The 22,731-nt window shown below is 66.7% G+C and carries 28 protein-coding genes; 15 read left to right on the top strand and 13 right to left on the bottom strand.

The genetic code is table 11. The features are described 5' to 3' along the window. Nucleotides 1-29 precede the first annotated feature (29 nt). Genes CB0101_RS13005 through CB0101_RS12995 form a run of 3 tightly spaced genes read left to right on the top strand, consistent with a single transcriptional unit; the run spans nt 30 to nt 3,297 of the window. Nucleotides 30-1,670 carry a 2-isopropylmalate synthase gene (locus CB0101_RS13005; RefSeq protein WP_010303649.1) on the top strand — a complete coding sequence of 547 codons (1,641 nt, stop codon included), beginning with the start codon at nt 30-32 and terminating at the stop codon, nt 1,668-1,670. Then, nucleotides 1,670-2,518: a carbohydrate ABC transporter permease gene (locus CB0101_RS13000; protein ID WP_010303646.1), complete on the top strand. Its 849-nt coding sequence runs from the start codon at nt 1,670-1,672 to the stop codon at nt 2,516-2,518. Before CB0101_RS13005 ends, CB0101_RS13000 begins: the two co-directional genes overlap by 1 nt. Before the next feature lie 29 nt (nt 2,519-2,547). Beyond that, nucleotides 2,548-3,297 (top strand): 2OG-Fe(II) oxygenase family protein, encoded by a 750-nt coding sequence (locus CB0101_RS12995; RefSeq protein WP_010303644.1) that lies wholly within the window; start codon nt 2,548-2,550, stop codon nt 3,295-3,297. Nucleotides 3,298-3,313: 16 nt separating this feature from the next. On the opposite strand, the gene CB0101_RS12990 is transcribed toward CB0101_RS12995, so the two are convergent. After that, nucleotides 3,314-3,538, bottom strand: coding sequence for an aspartate aminotransferase (locus CB0101_RS12990; protein ID WP_010303643.1), 225 nt, complete (start codon nt 3,536-3,538; stop codon nt 3,314-3,316). After that, complete coding sequence (locus tag CB0101_RS12985) at nt 3,535-3,957, bottom strand: hypothetical protein (RefSeq protein ID WP_010303641.1); 423 nt, start codon at nt 3,955-3,957, stop codon at nt 3,535-3,537. The genes CB0101_RS12990 and CB0101_RS12985 overlap by 4 nt, the downstream gene beginning before the upstream one ends. A gap of 87 nt (nt 3,958-4,044) precedes the next feature. On the opposite strand from CB0101_RS12985, the gene CB0101_RS12980 reads away from it, so the two are divergent. Both CB0101_RS12980 and CB0101_RS12975 read left to right on the top strand, forming a co-directional pair. Then, entirely contained in the window at nt 4,045-4,290 is a 246-nt protein-coding gene (locus CB0101_RS12980; protein WP_010303639.1) for a Nif11-like leader peptide family RiPP precursor, read from the top strand. 4 nt (nt 4,291-4,294) lie between these two features. Beyond that, a complete protein-coding gene (locus CB0101_RS12975; RefSeq protein WP_010303637.1) occupies nt 4,295-4,771 on the top strand; it encodes a DUF427 domain-containing protein in 477 nt (158 codons plus the stop codon). On the opposite strand, the gene CB0101_RS12970 is transcribed toward CB0101_RS12975, so the two are convergent. Beyond that, on the bottom strand, nt 4,772-4,954 hold the full coding sequence (locus CB0101_RS12970) for a hypothetical protein (RefSeq protein WP_010303635.1): 183 nt from the start codon (nt 4,952-4,954) through the stop codon (nt 4,772-4,774). It lies immediately after the preceding gene. A gap of 119 nt (nt 4,955-5,073) precedes the next feature. Between CB0101_RS12970 and CB0101_RS12965 the strand changes: the two genes are divergently transcribed. Genes CB0101_RS12965 through CB0101_RS12955 form a run of 3 tightly spaced genes read left to right on the top strand, consistent with a single transcriptional unit; the run spans nt 5,074 to nt 5,997 of the window. Beyond that, nucleotides 5,074-5,328 carry a hypothetical protein gene (locus tag CB0101_RS12965; protein ID WP_010303633.1) on the top strand — a complete coding sequence of 85 codons (255 nt, stop codon included), beginning with the start codon at nt 5,074-5,076 and terminating at the stop codon, nt 5,326-5,328. A gap of 50 nt (nt 5,329-5,378) precedes the next feature. Then, the gene (locus CB0101_RS12960; protein ID WP_010303631.1) at nt 5,379-5,660 is read left to right on the top strand and encodes a cell division protein SepF; all 282 of its coding nucleotides are present in this window, start codon (nt 5,379-5,381) and stop codon (nt 5,658-5,660) included. A 34-nt stretch (nt 5,661-5,694) separates the two neighbouring features. Beyond that, the gene (locus CB0101_RS12955) at nt 5,695-5,997 is read left to right on the top strand and encodes a hypothetical protein (RefSeq protein ID WP_010303629.1); all 303 of its coding nucleotides are present in this window, start codon (nt 5,695-5,697) and stop codon (nt 5,995-5,997) included. Here CB0101_RS12955 and CB0101_RS12950 read toward each other — a convergent pair. Further along, nucleotides 5,994-6,368, bottom strand: coding sequence for a hypothetical protein (locus CB0101_RS12950; protein WP_010303626.1), 375 nt, complete (start codon nt 6,366-6,368; stop codon nt 5,994-5,996). The genes CB0101_RS12955 and CB0101_RS12950 overlap by 4 nt on opposite strands. Between CB0101_RS12950 and CB0101_RS12945 the strand changes: the two genes are divergently transcribed. Both CB0101_RS12945 and CB0101_RS12940 read left to right on the top strand, forming a co-directional pair. Beyond that, nucleotides 6,349-7,095: an RluA family pseudouridine synthase gene (locus CB0101_RS12945; RefSeq protein ID WP_246833772.1), complete on the top strand. Its 747-nt coding sequence runs from the start codon at nt 6,349-6,351 to the stop codon at nt 7,093-7,095. The genes CB0101_RS12950 and CB0101_RS12945 overlap by 20 nt on opposite strands. Then, nucleotides 7,092-7,409, top strand: coding sequence for a SemiSWEET transporter (locus tag CB0101_RS12940; protein WP_010303622.1), 318 nt, complete (start codon nt 7,092-7,094; stop codon nt 7,407-7,409). The genes CB0101_RS12945 and CB0101_RS12940 overlap by 4 nt, the downstream gene beginning before the upstream one ends. Here the strand turns inward: CB0101_RS12940 and CB0101_RS12935 are convergent. Together CB0101_RS12935 and CB0101_RS12930 are read right to left on the bottom strand one after the other, a co-directional pair. Beyond that, nucleotides 7,376-8,689, bottom strand: coding sequence for a Rieske 2Fe-2S domain-containing protein (locus CB0101_RS12935; RefSeq protein ID WP_010303619.1), 1,314 nt, complete (start codon nt 8,687-8,689; stop codon nt 7,376-7,378). The two genes, CB0101_RS12940 and CB0101_RS12935, sit on opposite strands and share 34 nt — an antisense overlap. Then, nucleotides 8,689-10,752, bottom strand: coding sequence for an HDIG domain-containing metalloprotein (locus tag CB0101_RS12930; RefSeq protein WP_043716934.1), 2,064 nt, complete (start codon nt 10,750-10,752; stop codon nt 8,689-8,691). Before CB0101_RS12930 ends, CB0101_RS12935 begins: the two co-directional genes overlap by 1 nt. Nucleotides 10,753-10,865: 113 nt before the next feature. On the opposite strand from CB0101_RS12930, the gene folD reads away from it, so the two are divergent. The 4 genes from folD (at nt 10,866) to CB0101_RS12910 (ending at nt 14,691) form a co-directional block, all read left to right on the top strand. Then, a complete protein-coding gene (gene folD, locus CB0101_RS12925; RefSeq protein ID WP_010303616.1) occupies nt 10,866-11,762 on the top strand; it encodes a bifunctional methylenetetrahydrofolate dehydrogenase/methenyltetrahydrofolate cyclohydrolase FolD in 897 nt (298 codons plus the stop codon). Nucleotides 11,763-11,835: 73 nt separating this feature from the next. Further along, complete coding sequence (crtE, locus tag CB0101_RS12920; protein ID WP_029552720.1) at nt 11,836-12,747, top strand: geranylgeranyl diphosphate synthase CrtE; 912 nt, start codon at nt 11,836-11,838, stop codon at nt 12,745-12,747. Next, nucleotides 12,744-13,256, top strand: a complete 513-nt coding sequence (locus CB0101_RS12915) for a divergent PAP2 family protein (protein WP_010303612.1) — start codon at nt 12,744-12,746, stop codon at nt 13,254-13,256. Before crtE ends, CB0101_RS12915 begins: the two co-directional genes overlap by 4 nt. Further along, nucleotides 13,249-14,691: an ATP-dependent RecD-like DNA helicase gene (locus CB0101_RS12910; RefSeq protein ID WP_010303610.1), complete on the top strand. Its 1,443-nt coding sequence runs from the start codon at nt 13,249-13,251 to the stop codon at nt 14,689-14,691. The genes CB0101_RS12915 and CB0101_RS12910 overlap by 8 nt, the downstream gene beginning before the upstream one ends. Before the next feature lie 2 nt (nt 14,692-14,693). Here the strand turns inward: CB0101_RS12910 and CB0101_RS12905 are convergent, their stop codons facing one another. The 7 genes from CB0101_RS12905 to CB0101_RS12875 form a co-directional block, all read right to left on the bottom strand. Further along, entirely contained in the window at nt 14,694-15,380 is a 687-nt protein-coding gene (locus CB0101_RS12905; protein WP_010303608.1) for a GAP family protein, read from the bottom strand. A 10-nt stretch (nt 15,381-15,390) separates the two neighbouring features. Continuing rightward, complete coding sequence (locus CB0101_RS12900; RefSeq protein ID WP_371413587.1) at nt 15,391-15,783, bottom strand: acylphosphatase; 393 nt, start codon at nt 15,781-15,783, stop codon at nt 15,391-15,393. Between the two features lie 104 nt (nt 15,784-15,887). Then, entirely contained in the window at nt 15,888-16,475 is a 588-nt protein-coding gene (locus CB0101_RS12895; protein WP_010303604.1) for a histidine phosphatase family protein, read from the bottom strand. Between the two features lie 15 nt (nt 16,476-16,490). After that, on the bottom strand, nt 16,491-17,861 hold the full coding sequence (locus CB0101_RS12890; RefSeq protein WP_010303603.1) for a cobyrinate a,c-diamide synthase: 1,371 nt from the start codon (nt 17,859-17,861) through the stop codon (nt 16,491-16,493). Between the two features lie 9 nt (nt 17,862-17,870). Then, the gene (locus tag CB0101_RS12885) at nt 17,871-19,178 is read right to left on the bottom strand and encodes a glucose-6-phosphate dehydrogenase assembly protein OpcA (protein ID WP_010303600.1); all 1,308 of its coding nucleotides are present in this window, start codon (nt 19,176-19,178) and stop codon (nt 17,871-17,873) included. A gap of 45 nt (nt 19,179-19,223) precedes the next feature. Beyond that, nucleotides 19,224-20,747, bottom strand: a complete 1,524-nt coding sequence (gene zwf, locus CB0101_RS12880; protein WP_010303598.1) for a glucose-6-phosphate dehydrogenase — start codon at nt 20,745-20,747, stop codon at nt 19,224-19,226. Nucleotides 20,748-20,856: 109 nt separating this feature from the next. Continuing rightward, the gene (locus CB0101_RS12875) at nt 20,857-22,041 is read right to left on the bottom strand and encodes a phycobilisome linker polypeptide (protein WP_010303595.1); all 1,185 of its coding nucleotides are present in this window, start codon (nt 22,039-22,041) and stop codon (nt 20,857-20,859) included. Nucleotides 22,042-22,141: 100 nt separating this feature from the next. Here CB0101_RS12875 and CB0101_RS12870 point away from each other — a divergent pair, with 100 nt between their 5' ends. Then, entirely contained in the window at nt 22,142-22,711 is a 570-nt protein-coding gene (locus tag CB0101_RS12870; protein WP_010303594.1) for an SRPBCC family protein, read from the top strand. The last annotated feature ends 20 nt before the right edge of the window (nt 22,712-22,731 follow it).

Genomic DNA, 22,731 nt, shown 5'->3' with positions numbered 1-22,731 from the left:
ACTCATAACCATTCCGACTTGTAGCCGTCATGGCCCGCGATCCCGGCCGGGTATTGATTTTCGATACCACCCTGCGTGATGGGGAGCAGTCCCCTGGCGCCAGCCTCAACCTGGAGGAAAAGCTGGCGATCGCGCAGCAGCTGGCTCGCCTGGGCGTCGACATCATCGAGGCCGGTTTTCCCTTTGCCAGCCCCGGCGATTTCAATGCCGTGCAGCGCATTGCCGCCACGGTGGGCACGGCTGATGGGCCGGTGATCTGCGGTTTGGCCCGGGCGGCCAAGGGCGACATCAAGGCCTGCGCTGAAGCGGTGGCTCCGGCGGTCAACAAGCGCATCCACACCTTCATCGCCACCAGCGACATTCATCTGGAGCACAAGCTGCGCAAGAGCCGCGCCGAGGTGCTGCAGATCGCCGGCGAGATGGTGGCCTATGCCCGCTCCCTCGTCGACGACGTGGAGTTCTCCTGCGAGGACGCCGGCCGCTCCGATCCGGAGTTCATGTATCAGGTGATCGAGGCCGCCATTGCCGCTGGCGCCACCACGATCAACATCCCCGACACGGTGGGTTACGCCACCCCGACGGAATTTGGTGCCCTGATCGATGGCATCAACCGCCATGTGCCCAACATCGATCAAGCCGTGATCTCCGTGCACGGCCACAACGATCTGGGCCTGGCTGTCGCCAATTTTCTCGAGGCGGTGAAGAACGGCGCTCGCCAGCTCGAGTGCACGATCAATGGCATCGGCGAACGCGCCGGTAACGCCTCCCTCGAGGAGTTGGTGATGGCGCTGCACGTGCGCCGCAGCTACTACAACCCCTTCCTGGGCCGCCCTGCAGACAGCACCGAGCCCCTGACGGGGGTGCGCACCGAGGAGATCTACAAAACCTCACGCCTGGTGAGCAATCTCACCGGCATGGCGGTGCAGCCCAACAAGGCGATCGTGGGCGCCAATGCCTTCGCCCATGAGAGCGGCATCCACCAAGACGGTGTTCTGAAGAACCGCCTCACCTACGAAATCATCGATGCGCGCACCATCGGCTTGGCCGATAACCGCATCTCCCTCGGCAAGTTGAGTGGCCGCAGCGCCTTCCGCGCTCGCCTGGAGGAACTCGGCTACACCCTCGAGCGCGACGATCTCGACGATGCCTTCGCCCGCTTCAAGGAGCTGGCCGATCGCAAGCGTGAGATCAGTGATCGCGATCTCGAAGCGATCGTGAGCGAGCAGGTGCAGCAGCAGGATGAAGCGCGCTACAGCCTCAAGCTGGTGCAGGTGAGCACCGGCACCAACCTGCAGCCCACCGCCACGGTCACCTTGGTGAATGGTGATGGTGCTGAGCTCACCGAAGCTGCCATCGGCACTGGCCCTGTGGATGCGGTGTGCCAGGCCCTCAATCAGCTGGCACGGGTGCCGAATGAGCTGGTGGAGTTTTCGGTGAAGTCGGTCACTGAGGGCATCGATGCCATGGGTGAGGTGACCATCCGCCTGCGGGCTGATGGCGTGCTCTACTCCGGCCATGCCGCCGACACCGACATCGTGGTGGCTGCAGCTCAGGCGTTTGTGAATGCGCTGAATCGCCTGGTGGCTGGCACGCAACGCTCGCCGTTGCACCCCCAGAAGGCTCCTCTGCCGGTGGGTGATCTCGCCCCGGCTGAGCGTCCGCGCCTCTGATGGCTCAACCTGCGAGCGGTCGGCCCCGCAGCCTGCTGGCTAGTGGGTTGCAACTGGCCCTGCTGTTGCTGATCGCGGTGGCGATGCTGGTGCCGCTGTTTTGGTTGGTGAGCACCTCCCTCAAGGGACCGGCCGAAAACATCTTCACCTCGCCGCCGGCTCTGCTGCCCAGTCAGCCCAGCCTCGAGGCCTATCAGCGGTTATTCGCCGACAACCCGATGCTCGGCTACATCCGCAACAGCGCCATCGTGAGCGGCCTGGCGGTGCTGGCCAATCTGCTGTTCTGCTCGCTGGCGGCCTACCCGCTGGCGCGGATGCGCTTCGCTGGGCGCGGCCTGGTGCTGGCTCTGGTGGTGGCCACGATCCTGATCCCCTTCCAGGTGGTGATGATCCCGCTCTATCTGCTGATGGTGCAGCTGGGGCTACGCAACACCCTCTGGGCGCTGATCATTCCCCAGGCCGCCACCGCCTTCGGCATCTTTCTGCTGCGGCAGAGCTTTGCCGGGGTGCCCGTGGAGCTGGAAGAGGCGGCTCGCATCGATGGCTGCACCCCCCTGGGTGAATGGTGGAACGTGATGATTCCGGCAGCCCGCGCCGATCTGATCACCCTGGCGATGTTCGTGTTCATCGGCACCTGGAGTGATTTCCTCTGGCCGCTCGTGATCCTCGACGACCCGAATCTCTACACCCTGCCCCTGGGCTTGCAGCAACTGGCCAGCAGCTTCTCGCTGGATTGGCGCCTTGTGGCCGCCGGTGCGGTGGTGTCGATCCTGCCGGTTCTGGCCTTGTTCATCGGCTTGCAGCGGTACATCCTGCCCAGCGCCAGTGGCGATGCCGTGAAAGGCTGAAGCGGCCGCCACCGCCCGCTCCATCGCGCATGGCCCAGCCGAATGACGCCAATGCCTCCACCAGCATGGAGGTGCTCAGCCTGTTTCCTCGCTATCTGCTGAAGGGAACCCTGGAGCCGCGCCTGCTCGAGGCGCTGCAGCAGTTGGCTCAGCAGGTCTTGGCCGACCCCGGCTCCACCCCCGATGCCGCCGCCAAATTGGCCGGGCAGCTTGCGCTGCAGCGGGAGCTGGGGCCCCAGTATCCGGCGGTGGCCGAGCTGTGTGCCTCGGTGCTGATCCCCGCTTGCGAGCGCTGGATCCGTCATGTGATCGATCAACAGCCGCCCCAGGGCCGCGGCCCCTGGACCCCCGGCCGCTACCGGCTGCAGATGATCGATGTGTGGCTCAACGTGCAGCGCGCCGGCGACTACAACCCCACCCACACCCACGGCGGCAGCTTCTCCGGGGTGATCTTCCTGCAGGTGCCGCCCCAGATCGTGAACGACAGCTTCGATGGGCAGCTCTGCTTCCACGGCCCGGAGGAGTGGCACATCCAGAGCTTCCGAACCGGCATGGCCAAATACGTGCTGCCGGTGCCTGGTGAGTTCTATGTCTTTCCGGCTTGGCAGCCCCACTCCGTGGCGCCTTTCCGCGGCGAGGGGGAGCGCTGGTCACTGGCGTTCAACGTGGTGGCGGTTCCCCAGCAGCCTGGCGCCCCACCGGCGCCACCAGCCCAAGCCCCGATGCGCGGCAATGTGTCGCTCTCGCTGGGGCGTGAGAAACCAGGTGGGTTTGGTTGATCGCAGCAGCAGCTGCTCAGCTTCGGCTGAGGGCCCAGAGCCCCTTCACCAAGCGCTGCAGCGCTTCACTGAGATCGGCGGATCCGAGCATCCCGTAGCTGAGCCGCAGGCAACAGCCCTCCAGGCCGAAGCTGCTGCCGCTCACCAGGGCGACGCGGTACTGGCGGATCAGCTGCTCCATCGCCGGGATCACCGGCTGCTGCACCAGGCTCAGCCGGCGGGCGGCTGCCGCTGGCTTCATTCCTGGCCGTTGGGCAGCGGCGGCAAGGAGGGCAGGCGGCCTGCTTTGGGCTTGGTGGTGCGGTTGTTGAGATCGAGCCCGTTGTCGAGTGGGAACGAGGGTTCACGCTCCTGGTTGCGCAGCTGCGCCCGGAGGTTGGCCTGTTCACTCCGCAGGGCCTGCACGCTCTGCTCCAGACCCTCGAGGTTCTGCAGGCGCTCCGCGGTGGAGCGCACCTGCTCTTCGAGGGCATTGGTGCGATCGAGATCCTTTTCGTTTTCCAGGGTTTGCAGCTTGTCCTGCAGGGTCTGCAGGCGTTCACCCTGCTGCCGCACCTGAAGCAGCAGCACCACAAACAGCACAGCGACCAAGGCGGTGAGGCCTGCACCGGCGCGGCGCATCCAGGTGGGCAAGGGGGCCTGCGGGCTGCTGGTGCTCATGGAGCGGTTTCGGATTCGTCAAGTTTGGAACGCGCCGTCTCCCTTGGCGAGGCTTTTGGCTAGGACAGCGCCAGTTCCGGTTTGTCTGTGTCGCTCCAACAGCTCGATGCGTTCCTCGCCCATGCCCGTCAGCAGCCGCAGTTGGCGGAGCTCTTGCAGCAGCCGCTGGATCTGGAAGACCTGCTGCAGCTCGCCCAGGCCGAGGGCTTTGCTCTGAATGAGCAAGACGTGATTGAGGCTCAACTGCGCGAGGAGGCGCACCTCAGCGACGCCGAGCTGCAGCGCCGGGCTGGCGAAGAAGCCCGCCGGCTGCGCCATTTCATTCCCGGCTGATTCGATGGCAGCGATGCGCGAGCGGGTGGCGGATTACCCGCGGCCGCCGGCCTTGGTGGTGAGCGAGCAGCTCATCGAGGTGCGGGCCCTGGGGCAGGTGTTGGCGCAGACCCGCCGCAGCCTGCGGGTGCTCGAAACCTTCCACCCCCCTACCTACTATCTGCCGCCTGAGGCGATGCGCCTGGAGTGGCTGGAGCCCGCAGTGGGCCACAGCTTCTGCGAGTGGAAGGGTGTGGCCAGTTACTTCAGCGTGGTTGTGGGCGATCAGCGCCTGGAGCGGGTGGTGTGGAGCTATGCCGATCCCACTCCAGCCTTTGCGGCGCTGGCGGGTTGGTTTGCGCTCTATCCCGGCCGGATGGATGGCTGCTGGGTGGATGGCGAACGGGTCGAACCGCAATCCGGAGGCTTTTATGGCGGCTGGATCACCTCCGGTTTGGAAGGGCCCTTCAAAGGCGACCCCGCCCACCCGGAGTTGATCTGATCAGGCCTGCAGAAGCCGGCAGCCGATCTGAATGGCGCCGTTGTCGAGCAGGCGGCCGAGTTTCAGGGCCACCGCTTCCTCGGCCCGGTTGAACTGGGCTTGCATGCTTGTGATCCAGGCGATCTCCTCATTGGTGATCACGCCGGTGGAGACGCTCTCCAGAAACACTTCGCCGATGCTCATGGATCAAGCCATTGCGATGCGCGAACGCTAGGGAGGGTGTTCAGGGTGTCTGGTGGCTGTGATGCGTTGTTACCTCACAGTCGCGTCATGCTCTGCTGGTGTGAGCAACACCGATGGGTATGACCTTCTATGAATTGATCTGGCAGGGCGAAGGTGTTGGCGATGCCGGCGATCTGGAAGAAGCGCTGCTCAATTTTCAGGAGATCAAGCCCAAGGAGCTGAGCTGGGAGCAGGTGTTTGCCGATGCCGATCAGGCGCCGCCCTGCATCCGCCGCTACACCTCGTTTGAGGCTTTCCTCGATAACGAGAATGAGCTCGAAACGATTCACCCCACGCAAGACATGCTGGAGCGATTCGCCCCGGATCAAGCCTGAGCGACGCAACGCCTCTGGCGAAAGCCCCCGGGAGCCGTCACGCTGCGGGGATGGATCCTCTCTTCCCGGATGCTGCTCTGAACCCTCAAGTTTGGGGGGCGGAGGTGGTGCTGATCCAGCCCACCAGCCTGGAGGGGGTGCAGGAGGCCGTGATGGCCCTGCGGGATCACGCCACCGTGTTGCTGAATCTCTCCAGCCTGCCGGTCGATCAGATGCAGCGGGCAGCTGATTTCATGGCGGGCGGCGCCTTTGCCCTCGATGCTCAGCAGGAGCGGCTCGGGGAACGGGTGCTGCTCTTCGCGCCTCACTTTGTGCAGCTGCACCGGGCGTGAGCGGGCAAGCTGGAAGGCTGCGGCAGGGGCGGCGATGGATGTGCGCGATCTGGATCTGGCGGCCTGCTCGCCGGTGAACCACCTCTGGGGCGAACTGGTGGAGCGGTTGGGCTTGGAGCGGAGCACCCGGGCAGCCCAGCAGGCCCTTGATCTGCAGGCGATGCGCGGCAGTGGCAGCACCCTGCCGGTAGTGCTGGTGGAAACCTGCGGCATGGCCTTGGTGGAGCGCGGTGCCCTGAGGCGCGCCACCGGCTTGCCCTGGCCTGAAGGCCCTGGGGCGCTGCTGTTGATCAGTCGTCCGCGCCAGGAGCTGCAGGTGCTGCAGCTGGAGCGTTAATCGAAGCTGCAGGTGGGGGTGAGACCCGGCACGCGGAACTCCATGAACCAGAGGTATTCGCGGCTGCGCCACCCGAGGTCAAAGGGTTCGGTGGCTTCCCATTCCCCCTCCTGCAGGCCAAAGGCCTGCTCCAGGAAGGCCGGCACCAGGGCTTCCACCTCCTCCTGGCCGGCTTCGCCTTCATCAAAGAGGCGATCGGTGTAGATCGCCGCGAAGATTTCGTGCTCTTCGTCGCAGATCACCACCTCAAAGCCGCTGCCGCCACCGGTGGGCAGGGTGTGCAGCTCGAAGTATTCATCGCGCTCCAGCGGATCGCTGGGGGCCTGATCCAGCAGAGCCGCCAGGGCTTGCTTGAAACGATCCAGAGCCATCCGGCTGGAGCAGTTGCTGTCAGTGTGGCGGTATCAGGTCGGAACGGCCAATGCAGCGCTGCCGGTGATCAGGGAAGGCCTCGATCCGGCCTGGATCGTGCACCAGGCTCCTGATCTGCTGGTGCTCAACAAGCCCCATGGCCTGCTCTGCCAGCCGGGCCTGGGGCCGGAGTTGGCCGATTCGTTGATCAGCCGGGTGCAGCAGCGGTGGCCCCAGGCGCAACTCGTGCATCGCCTCGATCGCGACACCTCGGGCCTGATCCTGGTGGCCCTCGCCTCAGAGCTGCATCGCGAGCTGAGCCGGATGTTTGCCGAACGGCAGGTGCAGAAGCGCTATGTGGCGGATGTGCATGGGGTGCCCGATCAGCCACACGGCTTGATCGAGTGGCCGATTGCCAAACTTCAGCACCGCCCGCCCCTTTACGGCGTGGATCCAGCGGGCAAAGCTTGCAGCACCCGCTGGCGCCTGCTGCAGGCGCACGGCCGTTGCAGCCGCCTGGAGCTCCAGCCCCTCACGGGGCGCTCCCATCAGCTGCGGGTGCACCTGCAGGCCATCGGCCATCCGATCCTGGGGGATCCGCTCTATGGGCCGCTGGCTTCAGCGTTGGACGATCCGCTCGGCTCGCGTTTGCATCTCCATGCCGCCGCATTGCACTGGCTGCATCCCGGTAGCAGCGAGTCGCTGGCCTTCGACGCTCCACCGCCCTTTTCACTCCCCAGCCCATGAGTGCCCATCCACCCGCCATCGCCGCTCTGGGCTACGCCGCAGCCAGCCTCACCACCGTGAGTTTCATTCCGCAGGCGATCAAAACCCTGCGCACCGGCGACACCCGGGGCATTTCCCTGCGCATGTACGCGCTGTTCACCGCGGGCATTGCGCTTTGGGGGATCTACGGGTTGCTCACCGGCGATGGCCCACTCATCGCCGCGAATGCGATCACGCTGGTGGCAGCGGGGTTGATCTTGGATCGCAAATGTCGCGCTTGGTGGCGGGAGCGCCAAGGAGATCAGCGGTTGCGGGGCGGTAGGCCGTTGCCGTAGCGCAGCAGCTCCAGCCAGCGCTGGATGCGTAGCCCCCCCAAAGCTGCCGCCACGGCGACCAACAGGGCCAAGCCACCCCAGAGCCCAGCGCCCAGCCAGGCCGCTGCCAAGGCCGCTGCAGCGGCTAACCCCCAGCTCAAGGGTTGCAGTTGGCGCAGGCGCCGATCGGCTCCAGAGCAACTGCGGCAGTGGCGGGTGTGGGCTTCATAGCGCTCCATCAGCGCATGGCGCCCCTGGCGAGGCGGTAGCGGTTCGCCGGGGAATGGCTCGCCGCCGTAGCGATTCACCCAGTCATGCAGCGCTTGCACGTAGCGATCCGCGCTGGTGGAGAGATGAAAGCTGCGCATCGCATCTTGGCTGCCGCCGCGTTGCTCCAGCACCCGCTCCTGCCAGTGCAGGAACAGCTGGTCGTCTTCCAGCACCACATGGTTGCCTAGGTGCTGCAGCCACTCGGGCCGCAAGCGCAGCAACCGAGCCGGCCAGGGGGAGTTGAACTTGAACGGGAAGCGGGTGATCAGCCGGCACTCGCCCCGGCGGATCGGCGTGGCATACACCACGGTGAAAATCCGAGCGAAGCCCTTGGCCGTGAGTTCGTGCCACATCAGGCAGGGTGCGGCGTAGGTGGTGAACTCGCTGCCGAGCTTTCCGCGTCGCGGCCCCTCCTGCCACACACCGGTGAATCCTTCCGGCCCGAAGCTGTTCAGCTCCAGCTCCACCGGGCCGGCGTTTTCGCGGCGGCCCACCGTGGCGTGGTGGGTGAAGGGCACATGGCTCACATCCAGCACGTTCTCCAGCAGGGTGAGCGCATCCATCGGCAGATCGCGGAACGTGTCCTGCACGAGCCAGCCGGGTTGATCAATCTCCGGCACCAGTGGAAGGGGATGATCGGCTGCTTCGGCGATATCTCCGCTGAACACAAACAACAGTCCCTGGCCCGTGGCGGTGGCGTAGCCGCGGCAATGGCTTCGTGGGCTGATCGTGCTGCCCTCTTGGGCTTGGGGAATGGCGGTGCAGCGCCCTTCGCCGTTGAAGGTCCAGCCGTGATACGGGCACTCGAGCTCACCGGCCTCGTTGAGGCGTCCATCCGACAGCGGCACCAGCCGGTGAGGGCACACATCCGCGAGGGCCCGCCATTGGCCGCTGCTGCGCTCGAACCACAGCACCAGGTCTTCCCCCATCAGGGTGAAGGGTGTGGGGCGCTTGGGGTCGAGGTCGCGCAGGAACGCCACGGCGTACCAGGCGTGCGTCCAGCTGGTGGCCTGGTTCGAGCGAGAGGGCATCAGGCGCTGTAGCCCTTGCGGGCTGGGATCGGATAGGGGATCCGACGATGGCGCATCCGCCGCCACACCCGCACGAAGGCACGCACCAGCAGTTCCAGCTCCGCCAGGCTCAGGCCGCTATCCAGCAGTTGGCCATCGCGCCAGCGGGCTTCCACAATGCGGCGCACCATCGCCCGGGCTTCCTGTTCGCTGGTGTCGGGCGGAAGCGAGCGCAGCGCCGCCTCACAGCCATCAGCCAGCATCAACACGGCTGTTTCGCGGCTGCGGGGGATTGGGCCGCGGTAGCGGTAGTCGGCTTCGCGGATGTTGGGATCGCGCCGCCGGGCTTCATGCAGGAAGTACCCCATCTTGAGGGTGCCTTGATGCTCGGGGATGAAATCCGCCAGGGGGCGAGGCAGCCGGTAGCGGCGGGCGAGCTTGAGGCCCTCATCCACATGGGCCTGAAGGATGCCGGCGCTCAGCTGCGGGTCATCGAGCTTGTCGTGGGGGTTGTCGCTGCCCATCTGGTTCTCGATGAACCATTGCGGGCCGTGCAGTTTGCCTACGTCGTGATAGAGCGCACCGGTGCGGATCAGGTCGGTGTCGGCCTGGATGGCCCGGCCCCCTTCTTCGGCGAGGCCGCAGATCATCAAGGTGTGCTCAAACGTGCCGGGGGCTTCACAGGAGAGCCGGCGCAGCAAGGGGCGCTCCAGGTCGGCCAGTTCCAGCAGCCGGGCCCGGGTGAGCAGATCAAAGAAGCTCTCCACCAGCGGGCTGATCAGCAGCACCCCCAGCAGCAGCCCCCCGAGCAACACCGCTTCGCCCGGGAGGTCGGCGCCCACGGGCAGACGCCCATCGCCTTCGCCGCTGGCCACCGCCAGCTGCAGCAGCAGCCACTCAGCCACCAGCGCCCCCACCGGAATCAGCAGGGCCAGTTGCAGCAACTGAGCGCGGCTGCGCTGCCTTCCCGCCAACACCGCCGTCGCGGCGGCCACGCCGGCAGCGACCAAGATGCGCTGGTCGTTGAACGGAGCCAACGGCAGCGGCCAGAGCAGCGCCGCGATCGCCACCCAGGCGAGGCCGGCTGTGGTGCCCAGACCCTGGGCCAGCAGCAAGGTGGCGGGCACCAGCAGCGCCAGCGGACTGGCGGCCGCTCCCAGCCAGAGCTTGAACCCCTGCACGATCAACAGCAGCCCCAGGGCCAGCAGCGCCTGGCGGGGCTCGAGGCTGGCTCGGTTTTGGCGTAAGACCAGCACCAACACGCCACAGGCGGCCAGGGCCTCACCGGCATGCAGCAGCCAGGCTCCGATCAACGGCCTGCGGTTCACCAGGCCGAAGTAATCGAGCACTGCATAGGCCTGGTTGCTGATCGGCTGGCCTTGGCGGGTAATCAGCTCGCCTTCGCGCACCTTGATGGTGGGGATGCCCTGCTGGGTGAGTAGGTCTTCGATCAGCCGCTGGCTCAGGGCGGCATCGATACGCAGGTTGCTGCGGCCCTGCAGGGAGCTCGCCACTACGCGGCTACCCAGGCTGCGGCCAGGTTCTGCCAGGTCGTCCAACTGCAACTGCGCGGCCTGCTCCAGTTGGCGGTGGGCCACGCTGCTCACCAGACCCTGCTGGAGCATGCGCCGCTGGGCCTGGCGCAGGTTCTCCTCCCACCCCCGAAGCACGGCGGGGGATTGGCTCGCCAGCCAGTCGCGCTCGTCGAGGCTGAGTTCGAGGGGGGCCACCTGCTCCTGGTTGGTGCTGGCCAGCTGCTGAATCGCCTTCAGCTGCCGTTCCAGCCGCTGTTCCAGTTCGCGGTTGATGCGCGGATCCACCACCTGCACGTGGGTGCGCGGCCCGAGTTGGGAGCGGCGCTGCTCCAGGGCGTCGGAATCCACCACGGTGGCGGTTTTGGGGGCACGCACCGTGAATGGGGCGGGCACACCCGGTCTCAGGCTTGGCTCCACCAGCCATGGCCAGCTGGAGAGCAGCGCCACGAGCAGGGCAGCCAGCAGAAGTGCAAAGCCGTCACGCCGGCGCCAGGGCGTGAGCGCCTGCCGCGGCAGCTCCAGCCGCAACAGCCCGCGCCGGAGCCGCATCAGGGTTCGCCAGGGGCGATGGCCGGGACCCGTGCCGCTCACTGAAGAGGCCTTGAATCGTCCACGCTAGCGATGCCATTGCATGCTGAGGGCAGTGATGGGCGCCCTCTCCCATGGCCACGCGTCTGGATGGCCGCCAGCTGGCGGCAACGATCGAAGAGCGGTTGCAGGCGGTGGTGGCCGAACGGTTGGAGCGGGCCGGGCGCCCGCCGGGCCTGGCGGTGCTGCGGGTGGGCGATGACCCCGCCAGTGGGGTGTACGTGGCCAACAAAGAAAAAGCTTGCAGCCGGATCGGCATCACCAACCTCGGTGCTCACCTGCCGGCCCACACCCCGGCGGCGGAGGTGCTCAGCACGATTCAGCGCCTCAATGCCGATCCGGCCGTGGACGGGATTCTGCTGCAGCTGCCCCTGCCGGCTGGCCTCGATGAGCGGCCGCTGTTGGCGGCGATCGATCCGGAAAAAGATGCCGATGGCTTGCACACCCTCAACCTGGGCCGCCTGCTGAAGGGGGAACCCGGCCCTCGCAGCTGCACCCCTGCCGGTGTGATGGCCTTGCTGGCGGATGCCGGGGTGGAGCTGGCCGGCAAGCGTGCCGTGGTGGTGGGCCGCAGCATCCTGGTGGGGCAGCCGATGGCGCTGATGCTGCAGGCCGCCAATGCCACGGTGAGCATTGGTCACTCCCGCACCGAGGATCTGGCGGCACTCACCCGCCAGGCGGATGTGCTGGTCGTGGCGGCCGGCAAGCCGCGCATGATCGGCGCCGAGCACGTGAAGCCGGGGGCTGTGGTGGTGGATGTGGGCATCCACCGCATCGAGGCTGAAGACGGCGGGAAGGCTCGCCTGTGTGGCGATGTGCGTTTTGAAGAGGTGGAGCCGATCGCTACGGCCATCAGCCCCGTGCCCGGCGGGGTGGGTCCGATGACGGTGACCCTGCTGCTGGTGAACACGGTGGCCAGCTGGTGCCAGCGCTGCGGGCTCGATCAACCGTTGGCGGATCTGTTGCCATAAACGGCTGGCCTGCGGCGCGCCAGGCCCTGGCCTGAGAGAATCCGCCGCAGCGATGGCCCCAGGCCCAGCCCCCATGACCGCGGCCGCCACCATGACCAGCTTCGACTTTGCGGCCTATCTGGAGGCGTCGCGGCTGAAGGTGGAAGCGGCCCTGGATGGATCCCTGGGCCCCGAGCGGCCCGAAAGCCTGCGGGAGTCGATGCGCTACTCCCTGTTGGCCGGCGGTAAGCGGCTGCGGCCGATTCTCTGCCTAGCGGCCTGTGAGCTGGCGGGAGGCGACAGCGCACAAGCGATGCCCACCGCCGTGGCGCTGGAGATGATCCACACCATGTCGCTGATCCATGACGATCTCCCCGCCATGGACAACGACGATCTACGCCGCGGCATGCCCACCAACCACAAGGTGTACGGCGAAGCCAACGCGATCCTGGCGGGCGATGCCCTGCTCACCCGCGCCTTCGAGATGGTGGCCCTGCGCAGCCCCGGCGTGCCCGCTGAGCAGCTGCTCAAGGTGGTGGGCGAACTCAGCCTGGCCTCCGGCGCCCCTGGCCTGGTGGGCGGTCAGGTGGTGGATCTGGAGTGCGAGGGCAAAAACGTGGATCTCGAGACGCTCGAGTACATCCACCTGCACAAGACCGGTGCCCTGCTGCGGGCCTGCGTGCTCACCGGCGCCCTGATCGCTGGTGCCCCTGATGCCCTCTTGGAGGCGCTGCGCACCTATGCCCGCGGCATCGGCCTGGCCTTCCAGATCATCGACGACATTCTCGATGTGACCGCCAGCAGTGAGGTCCTCGGCAAGACCGCCGGCAAGGACCTCACTGCGGATAAGACCACCTATCCGAAGCTGCTGGGCCTGGAGGAGTCGCGCAAGCGCGCCGATGCTTTGGTGGCGGAGGCCAAAGCGGCCCTGGAGCCCTGGAGTGCCGGCGGCAAGGCCGCACCCCTGCTGGCCCTGGCCGACTACATCACGAGCCGCGATCGATGAGCGCCCCCTTACTCGGCATCCTCGACAACGGCGCCCTGTGGTGGGGCCTAGCGGCTTGCGGCAGTGCCCAGCTCTCCAAGCTGCTGATCGAATTGGTGGTGCACCGCCGCTGGAACCCCAAGGTGCTGGTGGAAACCGGCGGCATGCCCTCGAGCCATTCGGCGCTGCTCACCGGCACCGCGGCGGCCCTCGGCTGGCAGCAGGGGTTTGAGTCGCCCGTGTTCGCCCTGGCGGCCACCATGTGTTTTGTGGTGCTCTACGACGCAGCCGGCGTGCGCCGTGCCGCTGGCCTCACGGCCCAACGGGTGAATGGCTTGCCGGATGGTCTTTGGGAGCTGCATCCCGAGCAAGACCCTGCGCTCAAGCCCCTCAAGGAAAACCTTGGCCACACCCGTCTGGAGGTGCTGGTGGGCAGCCTGATCGGCCCGCTGGTGGCCCTGCCGGGTCTGGTCTGGGTGGGTTCGCCACTGGTGCTGGCGCAGCACTGGGGCTGGCTGGCGGTTGGCTGAGGCCCTCACCGCCGGCCAGGCCGCTGCAGCTGAGGCCTTCGCGGCCTGGCTGAAGGCGCCCTACGACGGCACCCCCTTTGTGCTGAGCGGCTATGCCGGCACAGGCAAGACCTACCTCTCCCGCCACCTGCTCCAACAGGTGGACGATCTCGGCACCTGCTGGACGGTGGTTGCCCCCACCCATAAGGCTGTGGGGGTGTTGCGACAGCAGTTGGCTTGGGCTGGCTTGCAGCCCACTTGGTACCCGAGCACGATCCACCGGTTGTTGCGCCTGAAGCTCAAGCGCCAGGGGGATCTTGAGCGTTGCGAGGAAACCGAGCAAACGGCGGCCTCACTGGAAAACCTCGGCCTGGTGTTGGTGGATGAGGCCTCGATGGTCGACAGCACCCTGCTGGAGATTGCCTTGCGCTGCGCCCATCCCTTCCGCACGCGGCTGGTGTTTGTGGGGGATCCGGCCCAGTTGCCGCCGGTGGGGGAGCCCACCAGCCCAGTGTTTGGCATGGGCCGCGCCGCAGCCGCCAGCCTCAGCGAGGTGGTGCGCCATCAGGGGCCGGTGCTCCAGCTCGCCACGGGCCTGCGCAACGGCCAGCTGCCCTGCCGCCAGCCCCCGGCCCTGGCGCCGGTGCGCGATGACCACGGCCAGGTGGCGGCCCTCTCCCGCAGCGAGTGGCTCGCTGCTGCCCAGGCCGCTCTGCGCCGCGGTGCCGAGCTCGACAACCCTGATCACGCCAGGATTCTCTGCTACACCAACCGCGCCCTTGAGCAGCTGGTGCCGATTGCCCGCCGCGCGATTCACGGCGAGATGGCCGATCAGCTGCCGGTGCTGCCCGGCGAGGTGTTGATCACCCGCGCGGCGGTGATGGCACCGGCCTGCCGCGCCGGCGAAGAGGCCGCCGAGGAGCCCGACATGCTGCTCGGCTCCAACCGGGAGCTGGTGGTGCGCGATGTGACCCCAGAGCGCTGCGACCTGGCTGATTTCGGCATCGGCAGCGGCGATGGCCTCACCGCTCCGGTGATCGACACCCTCAGCGCAGAAGTGGAAGCTGGCGAAGCGCGGCTCACGCTGCGGCTATTACCGCCGGCGGGTAGCTCGGCCCGCGAACAGCTCGATGGGCTGATGCGCCAGCTGCGCCAGCAGGCCCGTGATGCCGGCAAGCAGGGTGGCCGCGCCCTCTGGCGCCGCTATTTCCTGGTGCGCGATGCCTTCGCCTCGCTGGGCCCGGCGGCGGTGCTCACCGTTCATCGCAGCCAGGGCAGCACCTTCGGTGAGGTGTTTGTGGCCGGGGATGTGTTCTGGCCCAGTGATGCAGTGCTGCGCCGTCAGCTGGTATATGTGGCCGTGAGCCGTGCCAGCCAGGCGGTGTGGCTGGTGGCCGGAGGCAAGGCTGTGGAAGATCAGCGCCTCTGGAGCGACTGGCTTCAGCAGGGCGTTTGAGCTCAGCTGAGCTGCAGTCCCTCAATTCCCTGCCAGCCCAGATAGCCCGCCAGCACAAGGCTGAGGGCCCCCACCAGCAGATCGCCCCGCGCGAACAGCACCTGCTTGCCTTTCTCCAGCAGCGGCACCACCCGGTCACGTCCCACCAGCACCGCCCCGAAGGGCAGCAGCAGCGCCAGGCTGGCGGAGATGCTGAAGCCAGCTGTGTAGATCACCTCCTGAACGCGGCTCAGGCCTGAGGCCAGCAGGGCAGAAGCTGCCTTGGCAAACAGAAACAGGTCATCCGGACTGATCACTTCAATCGCGCAACTGGCACCCAGCAGCAGCGGCAGCGGCATCGCGCAGAAGCGATCCAGCTGGCGCGTCCAGGCGGGGGGATCCTGCCCTTCTTCCTTGCGATCCAGCAGCTCCTTGAGGCCCAGGGCCAGCAGGGCGCCGGCTGCCAGGAGATCCAAGCCCGTGCGGTGGCTGCTGCCCTTCTCCATGGTGAGCAACAGGCCATGCCCCACGGTGAGCAGCAGCACCACCATCGAGGTGACGGTGACCATCCAGGCCAGCACAAACAAACCGCCCCGGCGCAGGGGCTGGGGACCCAGCAACAGCAGCAGAAGCAGGCCGATGTGGATCGGACTGATGGCGATGCCGCTGCCGTAGGCCAGGAGTTCAGCCCACAGGGTCCCGTTTGTCATCGCAGCTGGTTCAGCGTCGAATTTCGAACCAGTCTTCCCTGCTCGGGGCCAGTTGGCTATGGCTCACGCTGTGAACGCCGGCCCCTTGGGGTCCCCGCTCGCACCAAAGCCGCAGTTCGGTGAGCTTGTGCATGGCTCCCTCGGCCTGCACCTCCACGGATCCATCGGGGCGGTTGCGCACCCAGCCGTTCAGATCCAGCTCGCGGGCTTTCTGGCAGCAGGCGGCGCGGTAGCCCACGCCCTGAACCCGCCCGCGCACAATCAACTGCCACCGTTCGAGGCGCTGTTGGCTGGCCGGATCAGGCCTCTCCACCTCCAGCCACTCCCGCTGGCGAACGCTGCGGCCGTTGCGACCGGGGGTGTAGGCATCGGCAATCAACCAGCCGGGTGCGCGGGACTCCACCTGGCGTGGGGTGCTGCGTTTGGATGCCGTTTCTTTTTTTGGTCCCACTGCTTTCGAACCCTCCGACCGCTTGTTCTCAAGCTGACACGGCGAGGGGCCTCTGGCTACGGGTGTGGAACCGGCGCATTCCAGCGCAGCAGAGCCCGCTGTTCACGCTCGCTGCCAAGCACGCAGAAACTGCCGGTTCCCAGCACCAACAGGGCACCACCGGCCACCCCAAGCCCCAGCCAGCAGCCCGCCAGGCTGCGCAGGATGTGGCCGTGGGCGAACAGGGCCACCCGGCCGCCTGGGTGTTGCTGCACCAGCCGTTCGATCAGCCGCTCACAGCGCTGCTGCACGTCCTCCAGGCTTTCTCCCTCCGGGCAGGGGTGGCTGAACACGGTCCAGTCGGGGACGCTCTGGCGGATTTCAGCGGTGGTGATTCCCTCGTAGCGGCCGTAGCCCCACTCGCGTAGGTCGGGTTCCAACTGGGCCTGGCCAGCGAGACCCGCCAGTTCACAGGTGCGCCGCGCCCGCTGCAGGGGGCTGCAATACACCGCATCAAAGCTTTGCTGGGCCAGTACAGGAGCCAGGGCGCGGGCTTCGGCTTCGCCCTCCGGCAGAAGCGGGATGTCGGTGCTGCCCGTATGGCGGCCGTTCAGGGCCCATTCGGTGGCGCCGTGCCGCAGCAACCAGAGTTCAGGGTTGGCCATTTGAGAGTCGGACGTTCAACAGGGCAGCAGGGGTGGCGTGCGCCGTGCAGCAGCGGCTAACCGCTCGGGGATGAAGCCACATCCCCCCCAGTGAAGGTGCAGCCAAGTGGCATGCAGGTTGGAGTGGCTCCAGCCTTCGGGGCGCATGGGAGAGCCCCAGCCCTCAAGCTGCCACAGCTGATCGGTTTCGTCAGGGCTGTTGCTGAGCTGCCAGCGGTGGAATTCATGGCCGCACAGCTGATCGCCCTCTTGGAGCACCAGCCCATTCCGCAGCGCTGTGGCGGTGCGGTAGCCGAGGCTGAGGGAACCCCGCGCCGCCTGGAATGGCAGCAGGCCGGCCATCGAGTGGGGCTCACCATTGCGGTCACTGAGTTGTTGGCCGAGCAGCAGCAGCCCGCCACACTCGGCATAGATCGGCAGCCCCCGCTGATGGGCCCGCCGCAGATCCTGGAGGCTCCGTTGGCTGGCGGCCAGTTGAGCGGCATGCAGCTCCGGATACCCCCCTGGCAACACCAGGGCTTGGCAGCCCTCCGGCAGTGGTTGATCCGCCAAGGGTGACCAGCTCTGCACTTCCACACCGTGCTGAACCAGCAGTTCGCTCGCCTCGGGATACCGGAAGTGAAACGCGGCATCGCTGGCGATGGCGATGCGCACTGGCTCCCCGCCCTCAGCGGGCGGTGCGCTGCCATTCGCCGCCAAGGTGCGTGGCGCCGCTGATTGCAGCAGCGGCCAGAGCTGATCCAGCGCGAAGTGCCGTTCCGCGAGATCGGCCCAGGCCCCGATTCGCTCCTCAAGATCGGCTAGCTCATGGGCCGGCAGCAGGCCCAGATGGCGCGATGGCAGCTCCAAGCTGTCGTGGCGGGGCAGGGCCCCGAGCAGTGGCATGGCGATTGAGGCCAGTGCCTCCGCCAGCAGGGCATGGTGGCGCTCGCTGCCCACGCCGTTCAGCACCACGCCGCTCAGGTGCAGGTTGGGCTGGTGATCGCGGAAGCCCCGCACCAGCGCGGCCAGCGAGCCCGCCTGGCGGCTGGCCTCCACCACCAGCACCACGGGTAGCTCCAGCAGCTGGGCCACATGGGCCGAACTGCCCTCGCTGCTGGGGCCTCGGCCATCGAACAGGCCCATCACGCCCTCCACCAAGGAGAGCTCAGCGGCGCTGCCGTGCTGCTGGAAGCTCTGCTGCACCCAGGCCTCGCCGCAGAGCAGCGGATCGAGGTTGCGGCAGGGCCGGCCGCTGGCGGCGCTGAGCAGCTGCGGGTCGAGGTAGTCGGGCCCCACCTTGAAGGTTTGGATGCTCTGGCCGCGGCGGCGTGCCAGGGCCGTGAGCGACAGGCTCACCAAGGTTTTGCCGCTGCCGCTGGCCGGGGCGGCGATCAGGCAGGGCATGCGGGCCGCTTAGTTGGGCAGCAGCTTGGCAGCCAGGGCCGCGGCAGCGGCCAGCAGTGGGTTGGTGCTGTCGTGGCCGCCGCCAAGCAGCCGCGCCATTTCCATCTCTTCGCTTTCGTTGGGCAGGGGCACCACCTCTTCGGCCAGCTCCATCGAGGCCACGCCGCCGGCCTCCAGGCGCATGCAGCCGCCGGATTCCGAGCAGAGGATCACGCACAGCGGCGGCCGATTGGCCGGCGCGCAGATCAGGCGCATTCCCACCATGGCGCCGGGGTGCATCTTGCTGAGGCCAACGGGCACCGGCATCAGCCGCATTTGCACGCTCTGGCCGTCGCTGCGCTGAAACTCGGCGCCGATGCCGCGCCCTTCGCTACCGCCATTGCCATCGATCCAGTAGCTGTTGAGCAGGTGCCAGCCGAGCCGATCGGCGATCCAGGCCGCCAGCAGCAGACCTTTCACCGGGTGCTGGCCCTCCACGTCGATGTCGAGCTGCACCACCTGATCGAGCGCGCTCTGGCGGGTGGGGGGATCAAACACCATCGCCAGCGATTCCCGCCAGGTGCGCAGCCGCAGCCAGTTCAGGTCGTTCACGGCCTGCCCTTGCTCAATCCGTTGCACCAAGAGATCGAGGCAACGGCGCGGTTCGCCGATGGAGCTATCCACCACCAAACGCCGTGGCGGCACCGCCAAGGCCTCGAGCAGCTCTGGAGATTCATCCATCGTGCCGTTCCACCACACCCAGCAGGGCAGGTCATCGGGGATCAGCTCCTGGAGCATCGCCAATCCCTGCTGCATGACTCCCATGCCGCCGCGCAGCACCACCACATCACCGCAGGCATCAGCGCTCACGCCGCGCTCCTCCGGCAGCGGGCAGTAGGCCGCCACCGTGGATTCCAGCTGCTGATCGCCCGCCAGGGTGGGGGCCAGGGTGATCAGGCGGCGGGGCTGGTGGGCGCTGATGGCGCGATCCACAAATTGGCCCCGCAGGTCGTCGGCGCTATGGCTGCCGGGTAGCTGACCCAGGGCCCAGGCCACCGCGGGCGCCGTGGGTGCCGTGCTGGCTGGGAGGCCCAGTTCGCCGATCGCCAGGCGCGCGGCCGCCAGCAGCTGATCACTGAGCAGGCCTGTGATCGGCCCATCCATGCGTCCGGTGCGGATCAGCTGTTGCTGCAGCCAGGAGGGCTCCCACACCACCAGGGTGAAGGTGGCGGCACCACTGGAGTCCTTGAGGTTTTCGCTCCAGAGCCGGTTGAGATAGGCCGGTACCTCGCTGGGAGGCAGTTGATGCGGGGCCTGCAGGGTGAGCTGGGGGGCCATGGCGGTTGGTGCGACGGAGGAGGAAAGGAAGCGCGGTGGAAGGGATCAGGGGCGACGCCACATCAGGCCGTCTTCAGCCAGCAGGTTGTCGGCGGCGCCAGGGCCCCAGGTGCGGGCTTCATAGGGGTGCACTGGTAGCTGCCAGGGGGCGTCTTCAATCAGCTCCAGCAGCGGTGTGTAGAGGCGCCAGGCAGCCTCCACCTCATCGCTGCGGGTGAACAGGGTGGGATCGCCGAGCATCGCGTCGGCCAGCAGGCGCACATAGCCCTCATCGGAGGGTTCGCCGAAGCTTTCGTCGTAGCTGAAGTGCATGTCCACCGGGCGGCTGCGCATGCCGGAGCCGGGGGCTTTCACATCGAACACGAAGCCAGCGCCTTCATCGGGCTGGATGCGCAGCACCAGTTGGTTGGCGGTGGGGGTGCCTCCGGCGGCGTCGAACAGCTGCACCGGCGCTTTGCGGAAGGTGAGCACCACCTCCGAAAGACGCTTGGGCAGCCGCTTGCCGGTGCGCAGGTAGAAGGGCACCCCCTGCCAGCGCCAGTTGTCGATGAACAGCTTCATCGCCACATAGGTTTCGGTGGTGCTCTCGGGATTCACCCCCGGCTCTTCGCGATAGCCCGCCATCGGGTTCGCTGGATTGCCGCCGCGGCTGTATTGGCCGCGCACACAGCATTTCCAGGGTTCGTCTTCGTTGGCGAGGCGGGCGGCCTGCAGCACCTTGGCCTTCTCACTGCGGATCGATTCCGGATCGAAGTGCCCAGGGGTCTCCATCGTGGTGAGCGCCAGCATCTGGGTGAGGTGGTTTTGCACCATGTCCCGCAGGGCGCCGCTGGTTTCGTAGTAACCGGCCCGCTCTTCCACTCCCACGGTTTCCGCCGCCGTGATCTGCACGTTGGCGATGTAGTTGCGATTCCAGATCGGCTCGAAGATCGCGTTCGCGAAGCGCAGCACCAGGATGTTCTGCACCGTCTCCTTGCCCAGGTAGTGGTCGATGCGGAAGATCTGCGACTCCTGGCCGCAGCTCTGCACCACCCGGTTGAGGGCTTGGGCGCTGCTGTAATCGGTGCCGAATGGTTTCTCGATCACCACCCGGCTGCGGCTGGGATCCTTGAGCAGGCCGGCATTGGCCAGGGCCCGGCAGCCGCTGCCATAGAAGGCCGGTGACACCGAGAGATAGAAGGTGCGGTTGCCACGGGTGGCGCGCTGCCGGTCCAGAGCCTCGAGGCGGGTGCCGAGGCGCACCACGTCTTCGTCTTGCTGGAGATCAACCGGTTCGTAGAAGAGGCAGGCGGCGAACTGCTGCCAGGCGCTCTGGTGCTGCTTTACCTCCTCAGCCATGGCTTCGGCCATGCGGTTGCGGAAGTCGTCGTCGCTCCAGGGGCGACGTGCGCAGCCCAGCACCGAAAACTCGGTGGGTAGGCGACGCTGGCGGAATAGCTCAAACAGTGCCGGGATCAGCTTGCGATGGGTGAGATCGCCGCTGGCTCCAAAGATCACCAGGCACTGTGGTGAGATCACCCGCTCCTGGCGCAGGCCAACGCGCAGGGGATTGGTCTGGGTGGCGGCCATGGGCAACGCGTGCGTGTTCCAGGTTTAACGAGGCCGAGCCAACACCGCATGGGTTGGCAACAAAAAAGCCCGCCATGTGGCGGGCTGGAGACCTGAGCGCACCAGGAGCTCAATAGGTTTCCACGTGCCAGCGCTCGGCCTTCTTGAGCTGGGGGCGCAGCTCGGCCCAATCGAGGCCCTTGGCGGCGGCAGCGGCGGTCATCGCTTCGTCGATACCGGGCTCCATGCCACGCAGACCGCACATGTACACGTGGGTCTTGGGGTTTTCGATCCAGGAGAAGATCTCCTCAGCGTTCTCGCTGACGCGGTCCTGGATGTACATGCGGCCGCCATTGGCGTTCTGCTGCTCGCGGCTGATCGCCTTGGTGTAGCGGAAGTTCTCGGGGAACTCACGCTCGTAGCGGTTGAAGTCGTCGTCGTAGAGCAGGTTGGCGGTGGTGGGAGCACCCATGAACAGCCAGGCCTTGCCCTTGAAGTGCCAGCCGTTCTTCTCACGCTCAGCCGGCTCGAACATGCGGCGCAGGTAGGTGCGCATCGGCGCGATGCCGGTGCCAGTGGCCAGCATGATGATGTTGGCGTCTTCATCGGCCGGCAGGAGCATCTCCTTGCCCACGGGGCCGGTGATCTTCACCTTGGCGCCGGGCTCGATGTCGCAGAGGAAGGTGGAGCACACACCGTTGATGGTTTCGCCGTCCTTCTCGTACTGCAGCTGACGCACGCAGAGCGACACGGTGTCGCCGTCCATGTTGTCGCCGTGGCGGGTGCTGGCGATCGAATAGAGGCGCAGCTTATGGGGCTTGCCGTTGGCGTCTTCGCCGTCGGGAATGATGCCGATCGACTGACCCTCCACGTAGTTGAGCTGGGGGTCGCCACCCTTGAGGTCGAAGGTGATGTGGTTCACCCGGCCGATGGCGCCTTCAGCCAGGAGGCTGTAGTTCTCGGTCACGGTGCCGACGAAGGGGTTCTTCGGCTTGTAGAGATTGACGGGGACGTCGGCGTGATGCACGGCAGCGGCAGCAGGTTTGGCGGGTGAGGCTTTGGCCTTGGTGGTCTTGGCGGCAGCAGGAGCAGGGCTGGCTGCGGGGGCTGAGGCGGCAGGCGCTTCGGATGCAGCGGTGACCGAGATCACCTTGCCTCCCAGCTTGGTGATCGACTGCATCAGAGCCTGCAGCCGTGAGAAGGGCACGTTGATGGTGCGCTCAGCATTGCGCTGCTGGGTCAGGCCGTAGCCCTGCACCACCACGGTGAACACGCGCGAGTCGCTGCAGCTGGATGTTGCGGTCGAGACACGCATGAATCTCTGGGGCCCTTGATGTCGCGCGCGATCATAGGGAACCTGCACGCTTCAGCTTGAGGGCGTTAAGTTATGGCGCTTAAAGCGTCATCTAGCCGGTTTGCTCTCGTCGCAGCTCACGGCAACTCCCAAAGGCGCTGAGTCGCAGCAGGTTGATGCCTGTGCGCTCGACACCATTCAGCAGGAGATGGAGCGGTTGCCAGGCGGGACGCGCCGGCTCGCCGTGCGCCTGCGCCTTGCCCTCGACCCTCAATGGTTGTGGGCAGTCCTCACCGATTACGACAGCCTCAGCCGCTTCATTCCCAACCTGCAGAGTTCGCGGCTGCTCTGGCGCCGAGCCAACGTTGTTGGCCTCGAGCAGGAGGGCGCTCAAACCTTCATGGGCATGCGCTTCAAGGCCCGCGTGCAGCTGGAGCTCACCGAACACCTGGAGGAGCGCCGCCTCTCGTTTGTGATGGCGAAAGGTGATTTCCGCCGCTTTGAGGGCACCTGGCAAATCGGTGTGGAAGCCGGAGCTACCACGCTCCTGTATGAGCTCACGGTGCAGGGCTGTGTGGGGATGCCGATCGGTTTGATCGAACAGCGCCTGCGGGAGGATTTGGCTGCCAACTTGCGGGCCGTGCAGCAGGAAGCCCAGCGACGTTCGGCTTCTCTGGAAGCGGCGATCTGAACGGGGCGATCTGGACAGGG

This window comes from Synechococcus sp. CB0101, assembly GCF_000179235.2.
Lineage (GTDB): Bacteria > Cyanobacteriota > Cyanobacteriia > PCC-6307 > Cyanobiaceae > Vulcanococcus.
Note: the sequence above shows the minus strand (reverse complement) of the source record. Positions and strands in the feature narration are given on the sequence as shown.